This window comes from Hymenobacter sp. BRD128 (assembly GCF_013256625.1).
Lineage (GTDB): Bacteria > Bacteroidota > Bacteroidia > Cytophagales > Hymenobacteraceae > Hymenobacter.
In genome coordinates, this window is sequence record NZ_CP053908.1 from 1,722,820 (window position 1) to 1,740,409 (window position 17,590).

Sequence of the window (17,590 nt, forward strand, 5' to 3'; positions counted from 1 at the left end):
ACTGGTAAATCAAAATGATACCAAAAAATAAGGCCTAGCCGAGGGTATCGACCGGGCCTTATTTTCAGTTAACTAAGTAATCACCTACCCCATTGCCTCCGCTATCTGGCTATTCACGCTCTTGATAAAGGCCTCGATGGGCATCGAGCCGATGTCGCCCTCACCGTGGCGGCGCACACTCACCAGGCCATCCTGGGCTTCTTTCTCACCCACAATCAGCAAGTAGGGCGTTTTGGCAATTTCCGCGTCCCGGATTTTGCGGCCGATGCGCTCGTCGCGGCCGTCTACGGTGCCGCGCAGGTCGGCGGCTTCCAGCTTGGCCCTTACCTCGTGGGCGTAGTCGGCAAACTTATCGGAAATGGGCAGCACAATAAACTGCTCGGGCGAGAGCCAGAGCGGGAAATTACCGGCCGTGTGCTCGATGAGTACGGCCACGAAGCGCTCCAACGAGCCGAACGGCGCGCGGTGAATCATCACCGGGCGGGCGCGGGTGTTTTCGGGCGTCACGTACTCGAGGTCGAAGCGCTCAGGCAGGTTGTAATCGACCTGAATGGTGCCGAGCTGCCAGCGGCGGCCCAGCGCGTCGCGCACCATAAAGTCGAGCTTGGGGCCATAGAAGGCCGCTTCGCCTAGCTCCGTCACGGTGGCTAGCCCCTTCTCAGCCGTCGATTCCTGGATGGCGGCTTCGGCCAGGGCCCAGTTTTCGTCGGTGCCGATGTACTTGGTCTTGTTTTCGGGGTCGCGCAGCGAAATCTGAGCCGTGAAATCACTAAAGCCCAGCGCCTTGAATACGTAGAGCACGAGGTCAATCACCTTCTGAAACTCCTCTTTCACCTGGTCGGGGCGGCAGAAGATGTGCGCATCATCCTGCGTGAAGCCGCGCACGCGGGTGAGGCCGTGCAGCTCGCCCGATTGCTCGTAGCGGTACACGGTGCCGAACTCGGCCAGGCGCACCGGCAGGTCGCGGTAGCTGCGGGGCTTGGTGCGGTAGATTTCGCAGTGGTGCGGGCAGTTCATCGGCTTGAGGAAAAACTCCTCGCCGGGGTTGGGCGTCTTGATGGGCTGGAACGAGTCGGCGCCGTACTTCTCGTAGTGGCCGCTGGTCACGTACAACTCCTTCGCACCGATGTGGGGCGTCACAACCGGCTGGTAGCCAGCCTTTACCTGGGCTTTGCGCAGAAACTGCTCTAAGCGCTCGCGCAGGGTCGTGCCCTTGGGCAGCCACAGCGGCAGGCCGGCGCCCACCTTCTCCGAAAAAGCGAACAGCTCCAATTCCTTGCCCAGCTTGCGGTGGTCGCGGCGCTTGGCTTCCTCCAGCTTTTCGAGGTACTCGGTGAGGTCCTTGGCCTTGGGAAAGGTGATGCCGTAGAGGCGCGTGAGCTGCTTATTTTTCTCGTCGCCGCGCCAGTAGGCGCCGGCCACGTTCATGATTTTGGCAGCCTTGATGGGGCTGGTATCAGGGATGTGTGGCCCGCGGCAAAGGTCCGTAAAATTGCCCTGCGAGTAGAACGTAATCTGGCCATCTTGGAGGCCGTCAATCAGCTCCAGCTTGTAGGGGTCCTGCTTTTCGGTGAAGTAGGCAATGGCTTCGGCCTTGGGCACGTCGCGGCGCTCAAACTTGCTTTTATGCTTGGCCAACTCGAGCATTTTCTTCTCAATGACCGGGAAGTCGTCGCTCGAAATAGCGCGGCCTTCGCCGAGGTCTACGTCATAATAGAAGCCGTTTTCGATGGCCGGGCCGATGGCCAGCTTCACGCCGGGATACAGCGCTTCGAGGGCTTCGGCCATGAGGTGGGCCGAGGAGTGCCAATAGGCCTGCTTGCCGCCGGCATCGTTCCAGGTCAGGATTTCGAGGGTCGCATCCTCGGTGAGGGAGCGGTGCAGGTCGCGGATTTCACCGTTTACTTTCACGGCTAACGCATTGCGGGCGAGGCCTTCGCTGATGCTGGCGGCGAGGTCGTAGCCCGTCGAGCCGGCTTCGACCTGGCGGACGGAGCCGTCGGGGAGGGTAATGTGGAGCATAAACTACTGCCTGCGGTGGGCGCAAAGCAGGCGCAAGTTACACCTGCGAGCGCTAGGAGTGCCTCCCTACGATACCTAAGCCTCTTGCTTGCCGGGCAGGGGCTAGCGCATAGGCAGCGGACTCAGCGGCTCTATTGGCCGGGGGCGCGCACTGGGCGCCCGGTGGTAGTAAGTACGCGGCGTGGTGCGCAGGCTATCGGGCAGGGAGGCCTGCACCAGCTCATTGGTTTTCCAGACTTTAAAGGTCCAGTGCTGATTACTAGGGTTTTCGAGCACCAGCATGCGGTACTGGCGCAGAGCTTCGGGCAGGCGGTGCTGGCCTTCGAGGGCCTCGGCCAGCAGGGCGCGGGCGCCGGGCAGGCGCGGGTTGCGGCGCAGCGCCCGCTGCAGGTGCGGAATAATAGCGGCCGGCCGCTGGCCGTGCGCGCTGGCCGCCAGGGCTAGCCGGTAGTCGGCCCGGTACTGGGTGGTGTCGAAAACCAGCGCACGGCGATAATAAAACAAGGCGCTGTCGGGGCGGCCCTGCAATTCGAGCTGGCGGCCGTAGTCGTAGTGCAGCGCGCCCGAAGTAGAGTCGAGGCGCAGGCCCTGGGTGGCATAGGTGGCGGCTTCCTCGGGCACGCGGTAGGCATTGAGCAGGAAGGCCAGCTGGTGCAGAATCTCGGGCTGGTGCGGGTCGCGGGCGCGGGCCGCCTGTAGGTAGTCAAAGGCCTGGACCGTATCGGCGGTGGCGGCGTAGGCTAGGCCTTTGTAGAAAAGCGCGGCGGGCTGGTCGGGGTCGAGGCGCAGGGTGCGGTCGAGGCTAGCCAGGGCCGCCCCGTAGTGGCGGGCGGCGAGGTGCGTTTCGCCTTCCAGCAGCGGCAGCTCGGGCGAGTTGAAGCCGGCGTCGGCGGCGCGGCGGGCGGCGGCCAGGGCCTCATTCAGGTGGCCCAGGGCGCGCAGGGCGCGGGCCTGCAAAAAGTAGAGGTCGCCATCCTGGTCATCGACCTGCAAGGCCGTTTCGACGTCGTGCAAGGCCGCCACGGGCTGCCCGGCGGCCAGGCGCAGGCTGGCACGGCGGGCCAGCAGGCCGGTATTATCGGGCTGCTGCCGAATGGCGCCGTCGAGCTCATCGGCCTGCACGCGAGGGCCGGTGCGCACGGTGGCCAGGTTCACGAGGGTATCGGGCCGCTCGGTGGGCGTGCTGTGACAGGCGGCCAGCAGCAAAGCCAAAACAGGAAGAAGCCGACGACACATAAGGCAAAGCAGAAACAACCCCCAAAAATAGGTCTAGCCAGGCGCGCAGCGAAAAAGCGCTCCGTATCTCCCCAGGCCGGCCCGCTAGCCCCGAAGCCGATTTTTAGTGCCGCAACCGGGCCGGCGATGGCTCGGCTCGCCATTGGCTAGCCCCCGACCCGGCCACCGGGCAGTTTCTTTGCGCCCATGAAAATTCTTCTCGTCGAAGATGAGCCCTCCGTGGCTGCCTTCCTGCACCAGGGCCTCAGCGAGCAGGACTACACCGTGGACCTGGCCGCCGATGGCCTGCTCGGCCTGCGCCGCGCCCAAAGCACGCAGTACGACTGCCTGATTCTGGACCAGATGCTGCCCGGCCTCAGCGGCCTCGAAGTGTGCCGCCAGGTGCGCGCCCACGACCCCGGCGTGCCCATTCTGATGCTCACGGCGCTGGGCGAAACGGACGACAAAATCCGGGGCCTCGACGCCGGGGCCGACGATTACCTGGTCAAGCCCTTTGCCTTCAGTGAGTTGCTGGCCCGCATCCGGGCGCTGGTGCGCCGCCGCACCGAGGCGCCCGCGCCGGCCGCCGTGCTGCGCCTGGCCGACCTCAGCCTCGACCCCGCCACCAAGCGCGTGGAGCGTGCCGGCCAGCTTATCACGCTCACGGCCCGCGAGTTTGCGCTGCTCGAATACCTGCTGCGCCGCCAGGGCCACGTAGTGAGCCGCGCCGACTTGCTGGCGCACGTCTGGGAGTTGAGCTTCGACACCGGCTCCAACGTAATTGACGTGTACATCAATTTTTTGCGCAAGAAAATAGATAAAGGCTTTGAGCCCAAGCTCATTCACACGCTGGTGGGCATGGGCTACGCGCTGCGGATTAATGAGTAATGGCTAGCGAAGAGTGGGCACCACGTGATGTTACTCATCACCTGCACTACTTACCTAATTACTTATGAGTTACTTACGATTCCTCATTCTATGTCCATTCGCCTGCGGCTGGCGGCTCAGTTTGGAGCCATTCTGGTGATTACGCTGGTGCTGTTCGCGCTGGCTATCTACTTCGTAACGCAGCGAGCCCGCCGTGAAGAGTTTACCCAAAGCCTGTTTAAGCGGGCGCTGGTGGTGGGCCACGCCTACGCCGACGGCCAGGCGCGGGCCGATTCGAGCCACCGGGCCTCGTACCGGCAGTATTTGCGCCAGCTCTACCGCACGCTGCCCGCCGAGGAAGGGCGCGTGTACGACGCCGCCGGACGGCTCGTGTTTCGCGAGGGCCAGCGCCCGCCGGCCAAGCCCATTCCGGCCGCCTGGCTGGCCGAGGTGCACCAGCTGGGTAGGGCGGTGCTCGAGCCCGAAACCCATTATCACGAAACGGTGGGTTTGCTCTACCAGGATGCCCGGCTAGGCCCGCTCGTGGTGGTGGCCGCCTCGGTCGATGAGGAAGGCCGCCGCCAGCTCGATACGCTGCGCAAGGTATTGATAATAGGCCTGCTGGCCGCCGCCGCCGTGATGAGCGGGGGCGGCTGGCTACTGGCCGGGCAGGCCCTGTACCCGCTGCGCCGCATGGTGAGCGAGGTCGATGGCATCACGGCTACCGACCTGAGCCGGCGCCTCACCCAGGCCAAGGGCCGGGCCGACGAGCTAGGCCACCTGGCTCAGCGCTTCAACCGCCTGCTCGACCGCCTCGAATCGGCTTTCGTGGGCCAGCGCACTTTCGTGCGTGATGCCTCGCACGAGTTGCGCACGCCCCTCACGGCCCTCATCGGCGAGCTCGAAGTGGCGCTGCTGCCCGCCGAGCGGCCCACTGCCGATTACCGCCGCACGCTGCAAAGCACCCTCGACGCGGCCCGCCAGCTCAGCAGCCTCACCAATGGCCTGCTGCAAATAGCGCGGGCGAGTGGCGACCCCTCGCAGGTGCCCATGCCCCCGGTGCGGGTTGATGAGCTGCTGCTGCAAGCCCACGAGCAGATACTGCGCCGCTACCCCACCTGCCGCGTCGATTTAGAACTGGGCGATGAGGCGCCGCCCGCCGTGCGCGGCAATGAGGCGCTGCTGCTCGCTGCCATCCTCAACGTGCTCGACAATGCCTGCAAGTACTCGGCCGGGGCCACCGAGCCGGTGCTGGCTAGCCTGCTGCCGGGCGGCGCGGGCCGCCTGCGCCTGCTGGTGCAGGACCACGGCCCTGGCCTCAGTGCCGCCGATTTGGAGCAGGTGTTTGTGCCGTTTTTTCGGGCGGCGGCGGTGCGGGCGCTGCCGGGGCACGGCATTGGGTTGCCCCTCACGGCCCAGATTATGGCCCTGCACGGCGGCCTGGTGCGCGTGGCCAGCGAGCCCGGCCAGGGCACTCAAGTGTGGCTCGAATGGTCATTGCACTAAGAAAAAATATTATATAATTTCAACTTAAAAACTATCCTATCATCTCCCAGGCCTGTGCACATCTGGGCGGTAGCCCTGGGCTAGTATTAAGGCCTGACTGCTACCTTACCTGGCTTTTTCACTTTTTAATCTCCTCCGCTCCTACCCTTTTTTTATGGCTTCTTCGCTTTCTTCTAAAGAGTCGGCTGCTTCCGGCATTCAGGATATTCTGGCCAACAATCGGCAGTGGGTGGCTACCAAAAACGCCGAAGACCCGCAGTTTTTTCAGCGCCTGGCCAATGGCCAGCAGCCGCGCTACCTGTTCATCGGCTGCTCCGACTCGCGGGTGCCGGCCTCGGGCATCACGGGCACCGGGCCGGGGGAGATGTTTGTGCACCGCAACATTGCCAACCTGGTGGTACACACCGACATGAACCTGCTCAGCGTGCTGCAATACGCCGTGGAAGTGCTCGGCGTGCAGGATATTCTGGTGGTGGGCCACTACGGCTGCGGCGGCGTGGCGGCGGCGGCCACCAACAAGCAGTACGGGCTGATTGACAACTGGCTGGTCAATATCCGCGACGTGGTGCACCTGCACGAAACCGAGCTGCTGCGCCTCCCGGACGAGCGGCAGCGCCTGCGCCGCCTCGTCGAGCTCAACGTGGTGGAGCAAGTGCGCAACCTGGCCAAAACCAACATCATCCAGAACGCGCTGCGCGGCCACCAGCCGCCCCGCCTCCACGGCCTCGTCTACGATATTGCCGATGGCGTGCTCAAAGACTTGCAGGTAAACAATACAGCTGTTATTCACGACCTGGCCCACGTCTACGGCACCGAGGTTGCTCCGTTTGCGGCGGCCCAACCCGCCCCCAAAGCCGCCACTACCGCCGAAGAAGCCAGCCACCGCGACGGCCCGCCGCTCGACCCCGCGTCCGCAGCGGCAATGGTTTAAACTGATGCCACGCGCTTACTTACCAGCGGTACCGGTAGCCGGGGTAGGCTTCAGATTTCTATACCAGCGGGCATGCAGGCGGTCGCGGCGGGCAGCGGCACGCAGCAGCGGCGGCAACAGCTGCTGGCACAGTCGGTTCACCGTCAGGTCCTCGCTGGTGTAAGTGGGCAGCTTAATGGCTTCTTGCAGCACGGCGATGGCTTGGTGGCGGTGGCTCTGGTACTTATACATGCGGGCCAGGTCGTAGCTGTACTGCACCCGGCCGGGGTCGAGCTGATGCGCCTTTTCGAGGGCATCAATGGCTTTTTTAGAGCTGGCGCCGTGCGGGTAGCCGCCCAAAAAAACGCGCGAAAACGTTTTTTCCAGCACGTTATAATGCGCCACCCGGTAGTACCAGCGGCCCAGCAGCTGCCAGGCCTCGGGCAGGTCGGGGCGGCGCTCGGCGGCCAGAAACACGTGCGAGCGCAGCTGCTTAAACAGCCGCAGCCGGTCGCGGGCGCTCGTCAGCCCGGCCTCGCTGAAGAGGGCCAGCGCCATCGCGTAGTTGCTTTCGCCACCTTCGGGCTGGAGGGCCAGCGCGCGGTCAGCATACTGGTGCGCGGCGTCGAAATACGCTTTTTTGCGGGTTTCGTCCGAGTAGCGGTTGCCGATGCTCACGCTCAGCACGGCGGCCCGCCACAGGCTTTCGTAGTGCTGGGCATTGAGCTTGAGCACTGCCTGGTACTCGGCCAGCGCTTCCGAGTCTTTATACTTGCCCTGCAGGCTGGCCGCCAGCCGCAGGTGCTGGCGCAAGGCCACCGAGTCGGGCGCGGGCGAGGCCCCGGCTTTGGACTTTGGCCGGGGGCCTAGCTCAGCTGGCTCGAGCGTAGCAGGCAATGAAGGCTGGGAGGTGGTCGTTTTCTGGGCCTGGGCCACGGGCAGGCCGCCCAGCCCGGTCAGGCTCAGCAGCGTTGCTACCAGTGTCGGGCGAACCACAGCCATGCCTTTATCAACGGGCTAAACAGCGAGCTAGTGCCTTAAAACAACCCTAGCTGCGCCTTGGGCCGCCGCAGCAGCGCCTGCGACTGGGCCACCTCTTCGTCCGTGATTTCTACGTTGGCCGGCGCAGCGGCGGGCAGCGGCTCGTCGCTAGCCTCGCTCCCGCCCTCGGGCTTGGCCGCGCCGCGCCGCTTGGCTTCGCGGCGGGCGGGCTCGGGGCCTTCGTCGGTGAGTAGCGCCAGGCCGTGAATTTTGAAGTAGTTGAGCTTGTTGCCCAGCGCCTTCCAACCTTTTACCTCGATAAACTGGTCGAGGCGAATCTTCTCCTTCTCCTTGTCGGCCTTCTTATCGCGCTGTAAGCTCACTTCCACCTCCGGCTCGGCAAAGGTGCTGGCGGCCAGCAGCTTCGAGCCTTTGCTTTCGGAAATGAAGGTAAAGCGCTTGTCCAGGGTCGTGGTTTCGATATGGAAACGCTTGACATAGTGCATTTTGGTTTCACCGTCCACGTACACGGCGCTCACCACGGTATTGGGCTCCAGCTTGCGCAGTAGCACAATGTTGGGCACGTCGAAGTGCGTGGCCGGTGAGGGCGCGGTCAGTTCATACGAGCCGTCCTTGTACACCACCAGCACCACGTGCTCGGTGTCGAAGGCGCCCAGATAGCGGCCGTGCCCGGCGTGGTTGAGGCGGCCCACTACCGGGTCGAAGAACACGTCGCGCCCCCCTAGCGTGCTGTCGCCCACCGACTTCTGGGTAATCTTCTTTATCGGCTGCTTGGTCACGATGTTGCCCATAGAGCCCTTCCCTTTGATGGCCAGCTCAGCAAAATCAAACTCGAATTGCTTGACCCTAGCCGGCGCCTTGTCCGAAAGCTGAATCGTCACCGTCTCGCTTTCCGAATTAGGATTGGCCGTCAGGTACAGCGTTTTCGTGCCCTTGGTACGCTTAGTGAGGTCGTAGGTTTTATCGCGCGTGATGCCCGTAACCAGGAAGCGCTTGGCAAAGCTGATGCCGCTAGCCCCGTCCACGTACACCATGTTATACACCAGGCGGTCATCGTTTTTGTTATAAACGCCAACGTGCAGAATGTCCTTGCCCACGAAGGTTTTCTCCGCGATTTTGGTCACCATAAACGTGCCGTCGCGCTTGATGGCGATGATGTCGTCGAGGTCCGAGCAGTCGCACACAAACTCGTCTTTCTTCAGCCCGTAGCCCACAAAGCCATCCTGGCGATTCACGTAGAGCTTTTGGTTAGCTATTGCAACCTTCTGTGCCGTAACTACATCGAAGGTCCGGAGCTGGGTTTTACGCTCGCGGCCCGCGCCGTACTTCTTCAGCAGATTTTCGAAATACCCAATGGCGTAGCGCGTGAGGTGCGCCAGGTTATCGGCTACCTCGGCTAGCTCGGCATCAAGCTTCTGAATGTATTCCTCGGCCTTGAAACCGTCATATTTTGAAATGCGCTTGATGCGAATTTCGGTTAGGCGCGTCAGGTCGTCCTCGCTCACCGGGCGGCGCAGCACGACGCGCGTGTCGCTAGCCTTCAATTTCTCACCTTCCACGCGCACAAACTTCTTCAGGCCGGCGTCAATGGTTTCGAGAATCTGCTCCCAGGTTTCGCAGTCCTCGATTTTGCGGTAGATGCGGTTTTCAATAAAAATCTTCTCCAGCGACGCCGAATGCCATTTTTCCTGCAACTCCTGCTGCCGTATTTCCAACTCGCGTTCGAGCAAACGCACGGTTTTGCCGGTGCTCAGGCGCAGCATATCCTCCACGCTCACAAAGCGCGGCTTGTCGTCAATTATGACGCAGGTGTTGGGCGAAATCGAAATCTCGCAATCCGTGAAGGCATAAAGGGCGTCGATGGTGAGGTCGGGGCTGATGCCGGGCGGCAGCTGCACCTGAATCTCCACGTCGGCGGCGGTATTGTCTACCACCTTCTTAATCTTGATTTTATTGGCCTCGCTAGCCTTCACGATGCTCTCCATGAGCGCCGTGGTGGTGGTGCCATACGGGATGTCGCGGATGACGAGCAGCGTCTTATCGACCTTCTCAATCGTGGCCCGCAGCCGGATGCGCCCGCCGCGCTGCCCGCTCTGGTAATTGCTGATATCGGCTAGCCCGCCCGTCGGAAAATCAGGGTACAACTGAAACTCCCGATTGCGCAGCACCGCCACGCTCGCCTGGCACAGCTCGCGAAAGTTGTGCGGCATAATCTTGGTACTCAGGCCCACCGCAATGCCTTCGACGCCCTGCGCCAGCAGCAGCGGAAACTTTACGGGCAGCGTAGTTGGCTCGCGCTTGCGGCCGTCGTAGCTCATCTGCCACTCCGTGATGTCGGGGTTGAACACGACTTCGAGCGCAAACTTGCTCAGGCGGGCCTCGATGTAGCGCGGCGCGGCCGCCGAGTCGCCGGTGCGCACGTCGCCCCAGTTGCCCTGCGTTTCGATAAGCAGGTCTTTCTGGCCCAGGTTCACCATCGCATCGCCAATACTGGCGTCGCCGTGCGGGTGGTATTGCATGGTCTGGCCAATGACGTTGGCTACTTTATTAAAGCGGCCGTCGTCCATCTCATTCATGGCGTGCAGGATGCGCCGCTGCACGGGCTTCAGGCCGTCTTCCACGGCCGGCACGGCCCGCTCCAGAATCACGTAGCTGGCGTAGTCCAGAAACCAGTTCTGGTACATACCGCGCACGTTATTAAGGTCATGAATGACCTCACCGGGGGCAAACTTGGTATCCTCTTCTGCTTCTTCGCTAGCCTCCTGCGGCGAGTCGGGCTCGGCTTCCCCATCGGTAAACAACGCAGGGCTAGCCTCATCCGTCTCGTCGAATAACGTATTTGCTACCAGCTGCGCGGCCTCGTGCGCAGCGGCCTCAACTGCTGCGTCCGGCACCGGGTGGGCAGGGGCGCTTAAGTCAAAATCCAGCGAGTCGCCCGGCTGCAAGTAGTCAGGGTCAGAAGCGTCGGGAGCGGTAGAGTCAAAAATAGCCACAAGAGAAAACGTAAAATCGGCAAGCTGCCGTCAAAAGTACCGTAAAAATTGGCGCCAATCACCAGTTTAGCAAGAGCTGGCTAGCTCGGAAAGTTCCCAAAAATATTAGCTACACTTCAAGGCAAAGCTACTAATATAACTGGCAATTCTAGGGTATGACATTACAAAAAGCCCCCGCCCGACGAGCGGGCGAGGGCTATTACTTGAGTTTCGCTAGCCCTACGCCAGCGCGATTTCGGCCACCGGCAGCACGTCGCTCGTCACCAAGTCTTTTTCCAGGCGCAGGTTGTCGATGATGAACTCCTGGCGGGCCGGTGTATTCTTGCCCATGTAGTAGGCCAGCACCTGCTGAATCGAGCGGTCCGACTGCAGGATAACCGGCTCCAGCTTAATATTTTCGCCGATAAATTTCCCGAACTCATCGGGCGAAATCTCCCCTAGCCCCTTAAAGCGCGTCACCTCGGGGTTGCGGCCGAGCTTGCGCATGGCGTCTTGCTTTTCCTGCTCGTTGTAGCAGTAGATGGTTTCCTTCTTGTTCCGCACCCGGAAGAGCGGTGTTTCAAGAATATACACGTGGCCGTTGCGCACCAGGTCGGGGAAAAACTGGAGGAAGAACGTGAGCAGCAGCAGCCGGATGTGCATGCCATCTACGTCGGCATCGGTGGCTACTACCACGCGGTTGTAGCGCAGGCCTTCGAGGCCTTCCTCAATGTTGAGCGCGTGCTGCAAGAGGTTGAATTCCTCGTTCTCGTACACAATCTTCTTTTTGAGACCGAAGCAGTTGAGTGGCTTGCCGCGCAGGCTGAACACGGCTTCGAGCTCCACGTTGCGGCTCTTGGTGATGCTGCCGCTGGCCGAGTCGCCCTCGGTAATGAAAAGCGTGGTCAGTTGCTCCTTTTCGGCGCCATCCTTCACATTCTCACCCAGATGAAAGCGGCAGTCGCGCAGCTTGCGGTTGTGCAGATTAGCTTTTTTAGCGCGCTGGTTGGCTAACTTCTTCACGCCAGCCATGTCCTTGCGCTCGCGCTCGCTTAGATCAATGCGCTTGCGCAGCGCCTCAGCAGCTAGGGGATTTTTATGGAGGTAGTTGTCAAGGTTCTCCTTCACAAAATCCACGATAAAGCCGCGCACGGTGCGGCTGCCTTCCGGCTCCATATTGATGCTACCCAGCTTGGTCTTGGTCTGGCTCTCAAATACCGGCTCTTGCACCCGCACCGAGATGGCGCCAATGATGCTAGCCCGGATATCGGCCGCGTCGTAATCCTTTTTGTAGAACTCGCGCACGGTCTTCACCACCGCTTCGCGAAACGCGGCTAAGTGCGTGCCCCCTTGCGTAGTATACTGCCCGTTCACAAACGAATAGTATTCTTCGCCATAGTCATTGCCGTGGGTCAGGGCAATTTCAATATCCTCGCCCCTGAGATGGATGATGTCGTAGCGGCGGCTTTCCTGGTCGGTTTTGTCTTTTAGCAAATCGAGCAGACCGTTGTCTGACACGAATTTTTGCCCGTTGTAGTAGATGGTCAGGCCCGCGTTGAGGTAGCAGTAGTAGCGAATCTGATTTTCGAGAAACTCCGGAATGAAGCGGTAATTCTTAAAAATCGTGTCGTCGGGCTGAAAGGTGATGAGCGTGCCGTTGCGCTGGCTCGTCTTAATGGGCGCCGGGTCGTTGAGCAGCTGACCCTGCGAAAATTCGGCCGCCTTGAGCTGGCCTTCGCGCACGCTCTGCACCACGAAGCTGCTGCTGAGCGCGTTCACGGCCTTGGTGCCCACGCCGTTGAGGCCCACCGACTTCTGAAACACCTTGCTGTCGTACTTGCCGCCGGTGTTGATTTTGCTCACCACATCCACCACTTTGCCCAGCGGAATACCCCGGCCGTAATCGCGCACCTGCACCCGGCTTTCCGAGATTTTAATCTCGATGGTGCGGCCGTAGCCCATCACGTGCTCGTCTATGCAGTTATCAATTACTTCTTTGACAAGCACATAAATACCATCGTCGTAGGCCGAGCCATCGCCGAGTTTGCCAATGTACATGCCCGGCCGCAGGCGAATGTGCTCGCGCCAGTCGAGCGAGCGGATGCTGTCTTCGTTGTAATTGTGGACGGGGGCGGCAGGCAGGGTAGCACTCATGAGTAATAATCCGTAGAAGGCGCAATGGCCGGGTAAAATAACGCCAAAAAACGCGGCTAGCCAGCACCCGGCCAGCCAGCAAATTTAGTTTTTTTCGGCCAATTTACTTAGCCAACATTAGTTGGCGGCCCCCAGTTCGGCCCAGCACGGCCCCAACGTGCCCGGCTGGTTTGCGTAAATGGGCCAACTCTCAATGCGTCAAGCACTAGCCCCATAGCTTATCTAGTCAATGCTACCACCTGCTAATCAATTTAATAGCCCCCGCAACGTCCCGTCGCCGACGCTCAACCACGCGCCCTCTCACGTCAAGCAGTCGCCGATGGTGCACTACACTTTCCTGCTGGTGGGGTTTTCGCTGCTAGTATTTGTGTTGCACACGCTCGATGACTTGCTGCTGCCGCTCATCTACGCCGTGCTGCTGTCGCTGCTGCTGATGCCACTGGTTACTCAGCTCGAAAAATGGAAGTGGCCCCGGATGCTAGCCATCGCCACTTCTATCTTCTTGGTTATCATTGGTATCGTACTGCTATTTGGATTTTTTGGGATGCAAATAGTGGACTTGCGCAGCGAGCTGCCGCTCATTCAGGAAAAGCTAGGAGTTCTTTTTGACCAGACGCAGCAGCAGCTGGCCCAGAAGTTTCACTTCAAGCCGATGAACCACGAGCAGGTGATTGATAGCTCGCTCGATACCCTGCAAAAGCAGGGCAGCAAATACCTGACCTCGACGCTGAGCACGACGCTGGGGGTGCTCAGCACCGTGACGCTAGTACCGATTTACATCTTCTGCTTTTTGTATTACCGCGACCATCTGCGGCAGTTTATGTTCCGGTTTGTGGAGCCCGACAAGCGCACCACGGTGCTGCACACGGTTGATAATATTCAGCACGTGGTGCAGGGCTACATGACTGGCCTGCTGACGGTTATTGCCGTGGTGTCGGTTATGAATGCGGCGGGGCTGCTGCTGCTGGGCGTGAAGTATGCGTTCTTCTTTGCTGTTTTTGCCTCGGTGCTGGCCGTCATTCCCTACATCGGCATCACGGTAGGGTCGATTATCCCGGCCCTCATCACGTTTGTCGAAACCGGCTCGGTGGCGCACGGGCTAGGGGTTATCGGCGTGTTTATGTTCGTGCAGGTTATCTCCGATAATATTCTGGCCCCCTTATTACCGCCTCGAAAGTGAGTCTTAATCCGCTCACCGCCATTATTGCCCTCATTTTGGGCGCGCAGCTCTGGGGCACGCCGGGCATGATTCTAAGTGTGCCGCTGTCGGCCGTTATCAAAGTAGTGCTCGATGCTAATAAAGGCACTGAGGCCTGGGGTTTCCTGCTGGGCGACGTGAGCGACGGCGAAACTACCAAAAAAGACCCTAGCGACGACCGAAGCTTTTTGACCAAGCTTTGGGACCAAGTGCGCGGCAAGCGCCCGCCGCTGGCGCCCGAGCCGCAGCTGCCGCCCATCCCGGGCACGCGCTAGCCCCAAATGTTGTACGAACCCTATCGGGGCTAGTATGCGTATAGCTGACAGTTGCCGCCCGGCGTGCAACCTTCTCCTTTTCCACAACTTCCCATTACCGACCAGAAATCATGGCTAACGAAACCATCGCCCGCGCCCTTACCGATATCCTGAACCTAAACCGCACCTCGGTAAAAGGCTACCAGGAAGCTGCCGAAGAAGTAAAAAATGCTGATACCAAAGCCAAGCTGAGCCAGTTTTCGCAGCAGCGCGCCGGCTTCGTGTCGGACCTCGAAGGCTATGCCAAGCAATATGGCATTGACGCCCACGATACCAACACGGTAGAAAGCTTGGCAACTGATGCCGCCGCCGCTGTGCACCGTGGCTGGATTAATATTAAGTCAGCTATTACCGGCCAGAGTGACTCGGCCGTGCTGGAAGCCGCCGAAACCGGCGAAGCTTCGGCCCTGAAAGCTTACGAAACCGTACTTTCGTCGAACGATGTGCCGGCTGGTGCCAAAACTGTATTCCAGCAGCAGCACGACGCCATCCTGCAAGCCAAAAACTGGCTGGCGATGAACAAGGCTAAGTAATTGCTAACAAATAAGTTAAAAAGCCCACCGGAGTACTCCGGTGGGCTTTTTAACGTTCGGGTCGCAACTAACCCCGGCCCTAACTTTGTTAGCCCTGCTCGTCCTCCTATCCTCGCGCCTTTGTACGCCATTATTGACCTTGAAACCACCGGCGGCCAGCCAGCCAACGACCGCATCACGGAGCTAGCCATCTTCGTGCACGACGGCCAGCGGGTGGTTGACTCCTACACCACGCTGGTAAACCCCGGCCGCGCCATTCCGCCGTTTATCACGCAGCTCACGGGCATCACCAACGACATGGTAGCCGATGCGCCGCGCTTCCACGAAGTGGCCCGCAAGGTGGTGGAAATGACCGAAGGCTGCGTATTTGTGGCGCACAACGTGCGGTTTGACTATTCTTTTCTGAAAAAGGAATTTGCCGACCTGGGCTACAACTACTCGCGCAAAACGCTGTGTACCGTGCGCCTTTCGCGCTCGCTCATTCCGGGCCAGCCGAGCTATAGCCTGGGCAAGCTGTGCCAGAACATCGGAATTCCGCTCGAAGGCCGGCACCGCGCCGCCGGCGACGCCGAGGCCACGGCCGTACTTTTTGACCGCCTGCTGAAGATAACGCAGGCCAGCGACGCCCAGGAGGCTAGCGACGCCGACGCCCTGGCTCGCGTCGATGCCCTGGCGCCCGCCGGCCGTAGCGCCAGCGCCGAGAAAAAGCCTAGCCCGCGCCGGGTGGCCGCCATGGCCCAGGCCATCAAAACGGCCCTGCTGCCGCCGCTCATCACGCCCGAGAAAGTGGCTTCCCTGCCCCAGGAAACGGGCGTGTACTACTTCCACAACGAGGCCGGCGAGGTTATTTACGTGGGCAAGAGCATCAACATCTATAAGCGCATTCAGCAGCACTTCGCGGTTGATGTGAAGTCGCGCAAAAGCCTGGATTTCAAGAACTCTATTGCTGACATAACTTGGGAGCTGACGGGCTCGGAGTTGGTGGCGCTGCTCTACGAATCGCACCTCATTAAGCAGCTCAAGCCGGCGTATAACCGGGCCCAGCGGCGGTCAGTATTTCCGGCCGGTATTTACCTCAAAACCGACGAAAACGGCTACAAGTGCCTGTACTACGGCCGCGCCGATGCCCGCAACTCGGAGATTCCCATCATCGCGCTCGGCAACCAGTATAAGGCACAAGGCTTTCTCTACCACAAGGTTGCGAAGTATAACCTGTGCCAGAAGCTGTGCGGCCTCTATAAAACTCAGGGCGCGTGCTTCGACTACCAGGTGCATCGCTGCCAGGGTGCCTGCGTGGGCCAGGAGCCACCCGAAAGCTACAACCAGCGCGTAGACGAGGCCATCGACAGCATCACGTATGAGCACGAGTCATTCGTAGTCATCGGCCCCGGCCGGCGGGCCGACGAAAAATCGCTGGTAGTGATTGAGAACGGCCGCTACGTGGGCTTCGGCTACGTCGATGAGACGTTTACGGCGCGCAAGCTGGCCGATTTTCGGGCCGCCGTTAAGCCCTACGCCGATAACAAGGATGTGCAGCAGATTATCCGTCACCACGTGCGCACCAAGCGCAAGGGCGAGCAAGTGAAAGTATTTGGGTAGTCACTAGCTTACTTAGTGCGTTTCCATTCCGCCAAGCCCAGCACGTCCTTTCTGACCTTCTTCTGCCAGGCACGACCAAATCTTTCTGTGAGATACTGGAATATCCGCGCGTCATATGCAGTTGCACAAGCGGTAGCTGGTCCCGTACAGCCGTTTTCCAGATAGTGAACCCCAAACTTATTTTCGAAATCTTTATCTGTAGTATAGGCTATGGGCGCAATACCGCTTGCTAAAAGCAAGCAAGGCCTTTTCTCTTCAATATCTTTTTCGGCCAGCTTCTTTCCTTCTTCGCAGCCATCTAATTCCGACGCGAAATCTAAATAGCTGGCGTGGGGTAAGCGTTCCAGGCTGAAAGTTGGCGCTCCTTGCGCGAAAAGTGAAATCGGACTACTTACTAGCATTAAAATCAGGACTGCTTTCATGCTCAAAATATAGTCATGGCTAGCCTCCGGCTACTTCGCCTGCCAGCTTACGAATACCCCTAGCCCACCGCCGGGCAGCATGGTGGGGCTCATTTGCCACTCGCCTTTGGCGGGCTGGGGCAGGGCTAGCCCCACGCCGGGGCGGTCGGCGGGGTGGCGGCCCCAGCGGTGGCGGTGGCTGAGGTAGGCCAGGTGCGCCGCCAGAATGCCGTAGCCGGCGCCCGCAAACACGTCTGATTCCCAGTGCTTGTTATTGAGCATGCGGAAGGCACCCACCCCGGTCGCCACGGCGTAGGCCCCGATGCCGTACCACTGGCTTTTGTCGCGCAGCTCGGTGTGCACGATGCTGGCCGCCAGAAACGCCTGCGACGTGTGGCCCGACGGAAACGAGCGGTAGTCGGAGCCATCGGGCCGCAGGTGGTGGGTGGCGCGCTTCGTTATTTCGACCATGCCCAGCATTAACAGCTCCGACTTGGCCACGATGAGCGCCAGGTTTACGCGGTCGTTGCGGCCGTCTACGCCGAAGGCCAGCACGGCTCCCAGCTCCAGGTAGGGCGCATACTGGCCGTAGTCGTCGAGGTGGCTGTTAAAGTTAGGGAAGTTGCGCTGCAAGTCGGCCTGCGCCCGGCGCGAAGAATAGAGTCCGTGGTCGTCGTAGACGCTGATGCCGTAGCCGATGAGCACGGCCGGCACGATGCTGGCCCGTACCAGCTTGCTTCGGTACCAGGGCTGGCGCGCAGCGCCGGGTAGCGACTGATACTTGTGCAGCGTGGAATCGGAAGGGCTAGCGGGCGAGGTCTGGGCCTGGGCACTGCCTACTAGCCCGCTCAAAACCAACAACATATTGAACCAGCCAACGGCTGGCCTTATTCCCCA

At 60.4% G+C, this 17,590-nt stretch carries 12 protein-coding genes and 1 pseudogene; 6 read left to right on the top strand and 7 right to left on the bottom strand.

Annotated features, from left to right (window positions below):
* Nucleotides 1–84: 84 nt before the first annotated feature.
* Nucleotides 85–2,022, bottom strand: coding sequence for a threonine--tRNA ligase (thrS, locus tag GKZ68_RS07660; protein WP_173112772.1), 1,938 nt, complete (start codon nucleotides 2,020–2,022; stop codon nucleotides 85–87).
* Between the two features lie 102 nt (nucleotides 2,023–2,124).
* Nucleotides 2,125–3,234: a lipopolysaccharide assembly protein LapB gene (locus GKZ68_RS07665; RefSeq protein WP_173112775.1), complete on the bottom strand. Its 1,110-nt coding sequence runs from the start codon at nucleotides 3,232–3,234 to the stop codon at nucleotides 2,125–2,127.
* Between the two features lie 210 nt (nucleotides 3,235–3,444).
* On the opposite strand from GKZ68_RS07665, the gene GKZ68_RS07670 reads away from it, so the two are divergent.
* From GKZ68_RS07670 to can, 3 genes are all read left to right on the top strand, one after another.
* On the top strand, nucleotides 3,445–4,125 hold the full coding sequence (locus tag GKZ68_RS07670) for a response regulator transcription factor (protein WP_173112778.1): 681 nt from the start codon (nucleotides 3,445–3,447) through the stop codon (nucleotides 4,123–4,125).
* 90 nt (nucleotides 4,126–4,215) lie between these two features.
* Nucleotides 4,216–5,610: a HAMP domain-containing sensor histidine kinase gene (locus GKZ68_RS07675; protein WP_173112781.1), complete on the top strand. Its 1,395-nt coding sequence runs from the start codon at nucleotides 4,216–4,218 to the stop codon at nucleotides 5,608–5,610.
* A 154-nt stretch (nucleotides 5,611–5,764) separates the two neighbouring features.
* Nucleotides 5,765–6,541 carry a carbonate dehydratase gene (gene can / locus GKZ68_RS07680; RefSeq protein WP_173112814.1) on the top strand — a complete coding sequence of 259 codons (777 nt, stop codon included), beginning with the start codon at nucleotides 5,765–5,767 and terminating at the stop codon, nucleotides 6,539–6,541.
* A gap of 15 nt (nucleotides 6,542–6,556) precedes the next feature.
* On the opposite strand, the gene GKZ68_RS07685 is transcribed toward can, so the two are convergent.
* From GKZ68_RS07685 to GKZ68_RS07695, 3 genes are all read right to left on the bottom strand, one after another.
* Nucleotides 6,557–7,522 (bottom strand): hypothetical protein, encoded by a 966-nt coding sequence (locus GKZ68_RS07685; protein WP_173112817.1) that lies wholly within the window; start codon nucleotides 7,520–7,522, stop codon nucleotides 6,557–6,559.
* Nucleotides 7,523–7,557: 35 nt separating this feature from the next.
* A complete protein-coding gene (locus GKZ68_RS07690) occupies nucleotides 7,558–10,515 on the bottom strand; it encodes a DNA gyrase/topoisomerase IV subunit A (protein WP_302052010.1) in 2,958 nt (985 codons plus the stop codon).
* Between the two features lie 219 nt (nucleotides 10,516–10,734).
* Nucleotides 10,735–12,648, bottom strand: a complete 1,914-nt coding sequence (locus GKZ68_RS07695) for a DNA topoisomerase IV subunit B (protein WP_173112820.1) — start codon at nucleotides 12,646–12,648, stop codon at nucleotides 10,735–10,737.
* 319 nt (nucleotides 12,649–12,967) lie between these two features.
* Here GKZ68_RS07695 and GKZ68_RS07700 point away from each other — a divergent pair.
* The 3 genes and pseudogenes from GKZ68_RS07700 (at nucleotide 12,968) to GKZ68_RS07715 (ending at nucleotide 16,292) form a co-directional block, all read left to right on the top strand.
* Nucleotides 12,968–14,121: pseudogene (locus GKZ68_RS07700) on the top strand (AI-2E family transporter).
* A gap of 110 nt (nucleotides 14,122–14,231) precedes the next feature.
* A complete protein-coding gene (locus GKZ68_RS07710; RefSeq protein ID WP_173112829.1) occupies nucleotides 14,232–14,693 on the top strand; it encodes a PA2169 family four-helix-bundle protein in 462 nt (153 codons plus the stop codon).
* Nucleotides 14,694–14,813: 120 nt separating this feature from the next.
* Nucleotides 14,814–16,292, top strand: a complete 1,479-nt coding sequence (locus GKZ68_RS07715) for an exonuclease domain-containing protein (RefSeq protein ID WP_173112832.1) — start codon at nucleotides 14,814–14,816, stop codon at nucleotides 16,290–16,292.
* Between the two features lie 8 nt (nucleotides 16,293–16,300).
* Here the strand turns inward: GKZ68_RS07715 and GKZ68_RS07720 are convergent, their stop codons facing one another.
* The gene (locus GKZ68_RS07720; RefSeq protein WP_173112835.1) at nucleotides 16,301–16,714 is read right to left on the bottom strand and encodes a hypothetical protein; all 414 of its coding nucleotides are present in this window, start codon (nucleotides 16,712–16,714) and stop codon (nucleotides 16,301–16,303) included.
* Nucleotides 16,715–16,744: 30 nt separating this feature from the next.
* Nucleotides 16,745–17,557 (bottom strand): phosphatase PAP2 family protein, encoded by an 813-nt coding sequence (locus tag GKZ68_RS07725; protein ID WP_173112838.1) that lies wholly within the window; start codon nucleotides 17,555–17,557, stop codon nucleotides 16,745–16,747.
* Nucleotides 17,558–17,590 lie beyond the last annotated feature (33 nt).

Coding starts and splice junctions, on each gene's coding strand:
- GKZ68_RS07695 (WP_173112820.1), bottom strand. CDS start 12,648: ATGAGTGCTACCCTGCCTGCCGCCCCCGTCCACAATTACAACGAAGAC.
- GKZ68_RS07725 (WP_173112838.1), bottom strand. CDS start 17,557: ATGTTGTTGGTTTTGAGCGGGCTAGTAGGCAGTGCCCAGGCCCAGACC.
- GKZ68_RS07670 (WP_173112778.1), top strand. CDS start 3,445: ATGAAAATTCTTCTCGTCGAAGATGAGCCCTCCGTGGCTGCCTTCCTG.
- can (WP_173112814.1), top strand. CDS start 5,765: ATGGCTTCTTCGCTTTCTTCTAAAGAGTCGGCTGCTTCCGGCATTCAG.
- GKZ68_RS07685 (WP_173112817.1), bottom strand. CDS start 7,522: ATGGCTGTGGTTCGCCCGACACTGGTAGCAACGCTGCTGAGCCTGACC.
- thrS (WP_173112772.1), bottom strand. CDS start 2,022: ATGCTCCACATTACCCTCCCCGACGGCTCCGTCCGCCAGGTCGAAGCC.
- GKZ68_RS07710 (WP_173112829.1), top strand. CDS start 14,232: ATGGCTAACGAAACCATCGCCCGCGCCCTTACCGATATCCTGAACCTA.
- GKZ68_RS07675 (WP_173112781.1), top strand. CDS start 4,216: ATGTCCATTCGCCTGCGGCTGGCGGCTCAGTTTGGAGCCATTCTGGTG.
- GKZ68_RS07720 (WP_173112835.1), bottom strand. CDS start 16,714: ATGAAAGCAGTCCTGATTTTAATGCTAGTAAGTAGTCCGATTTCACTT.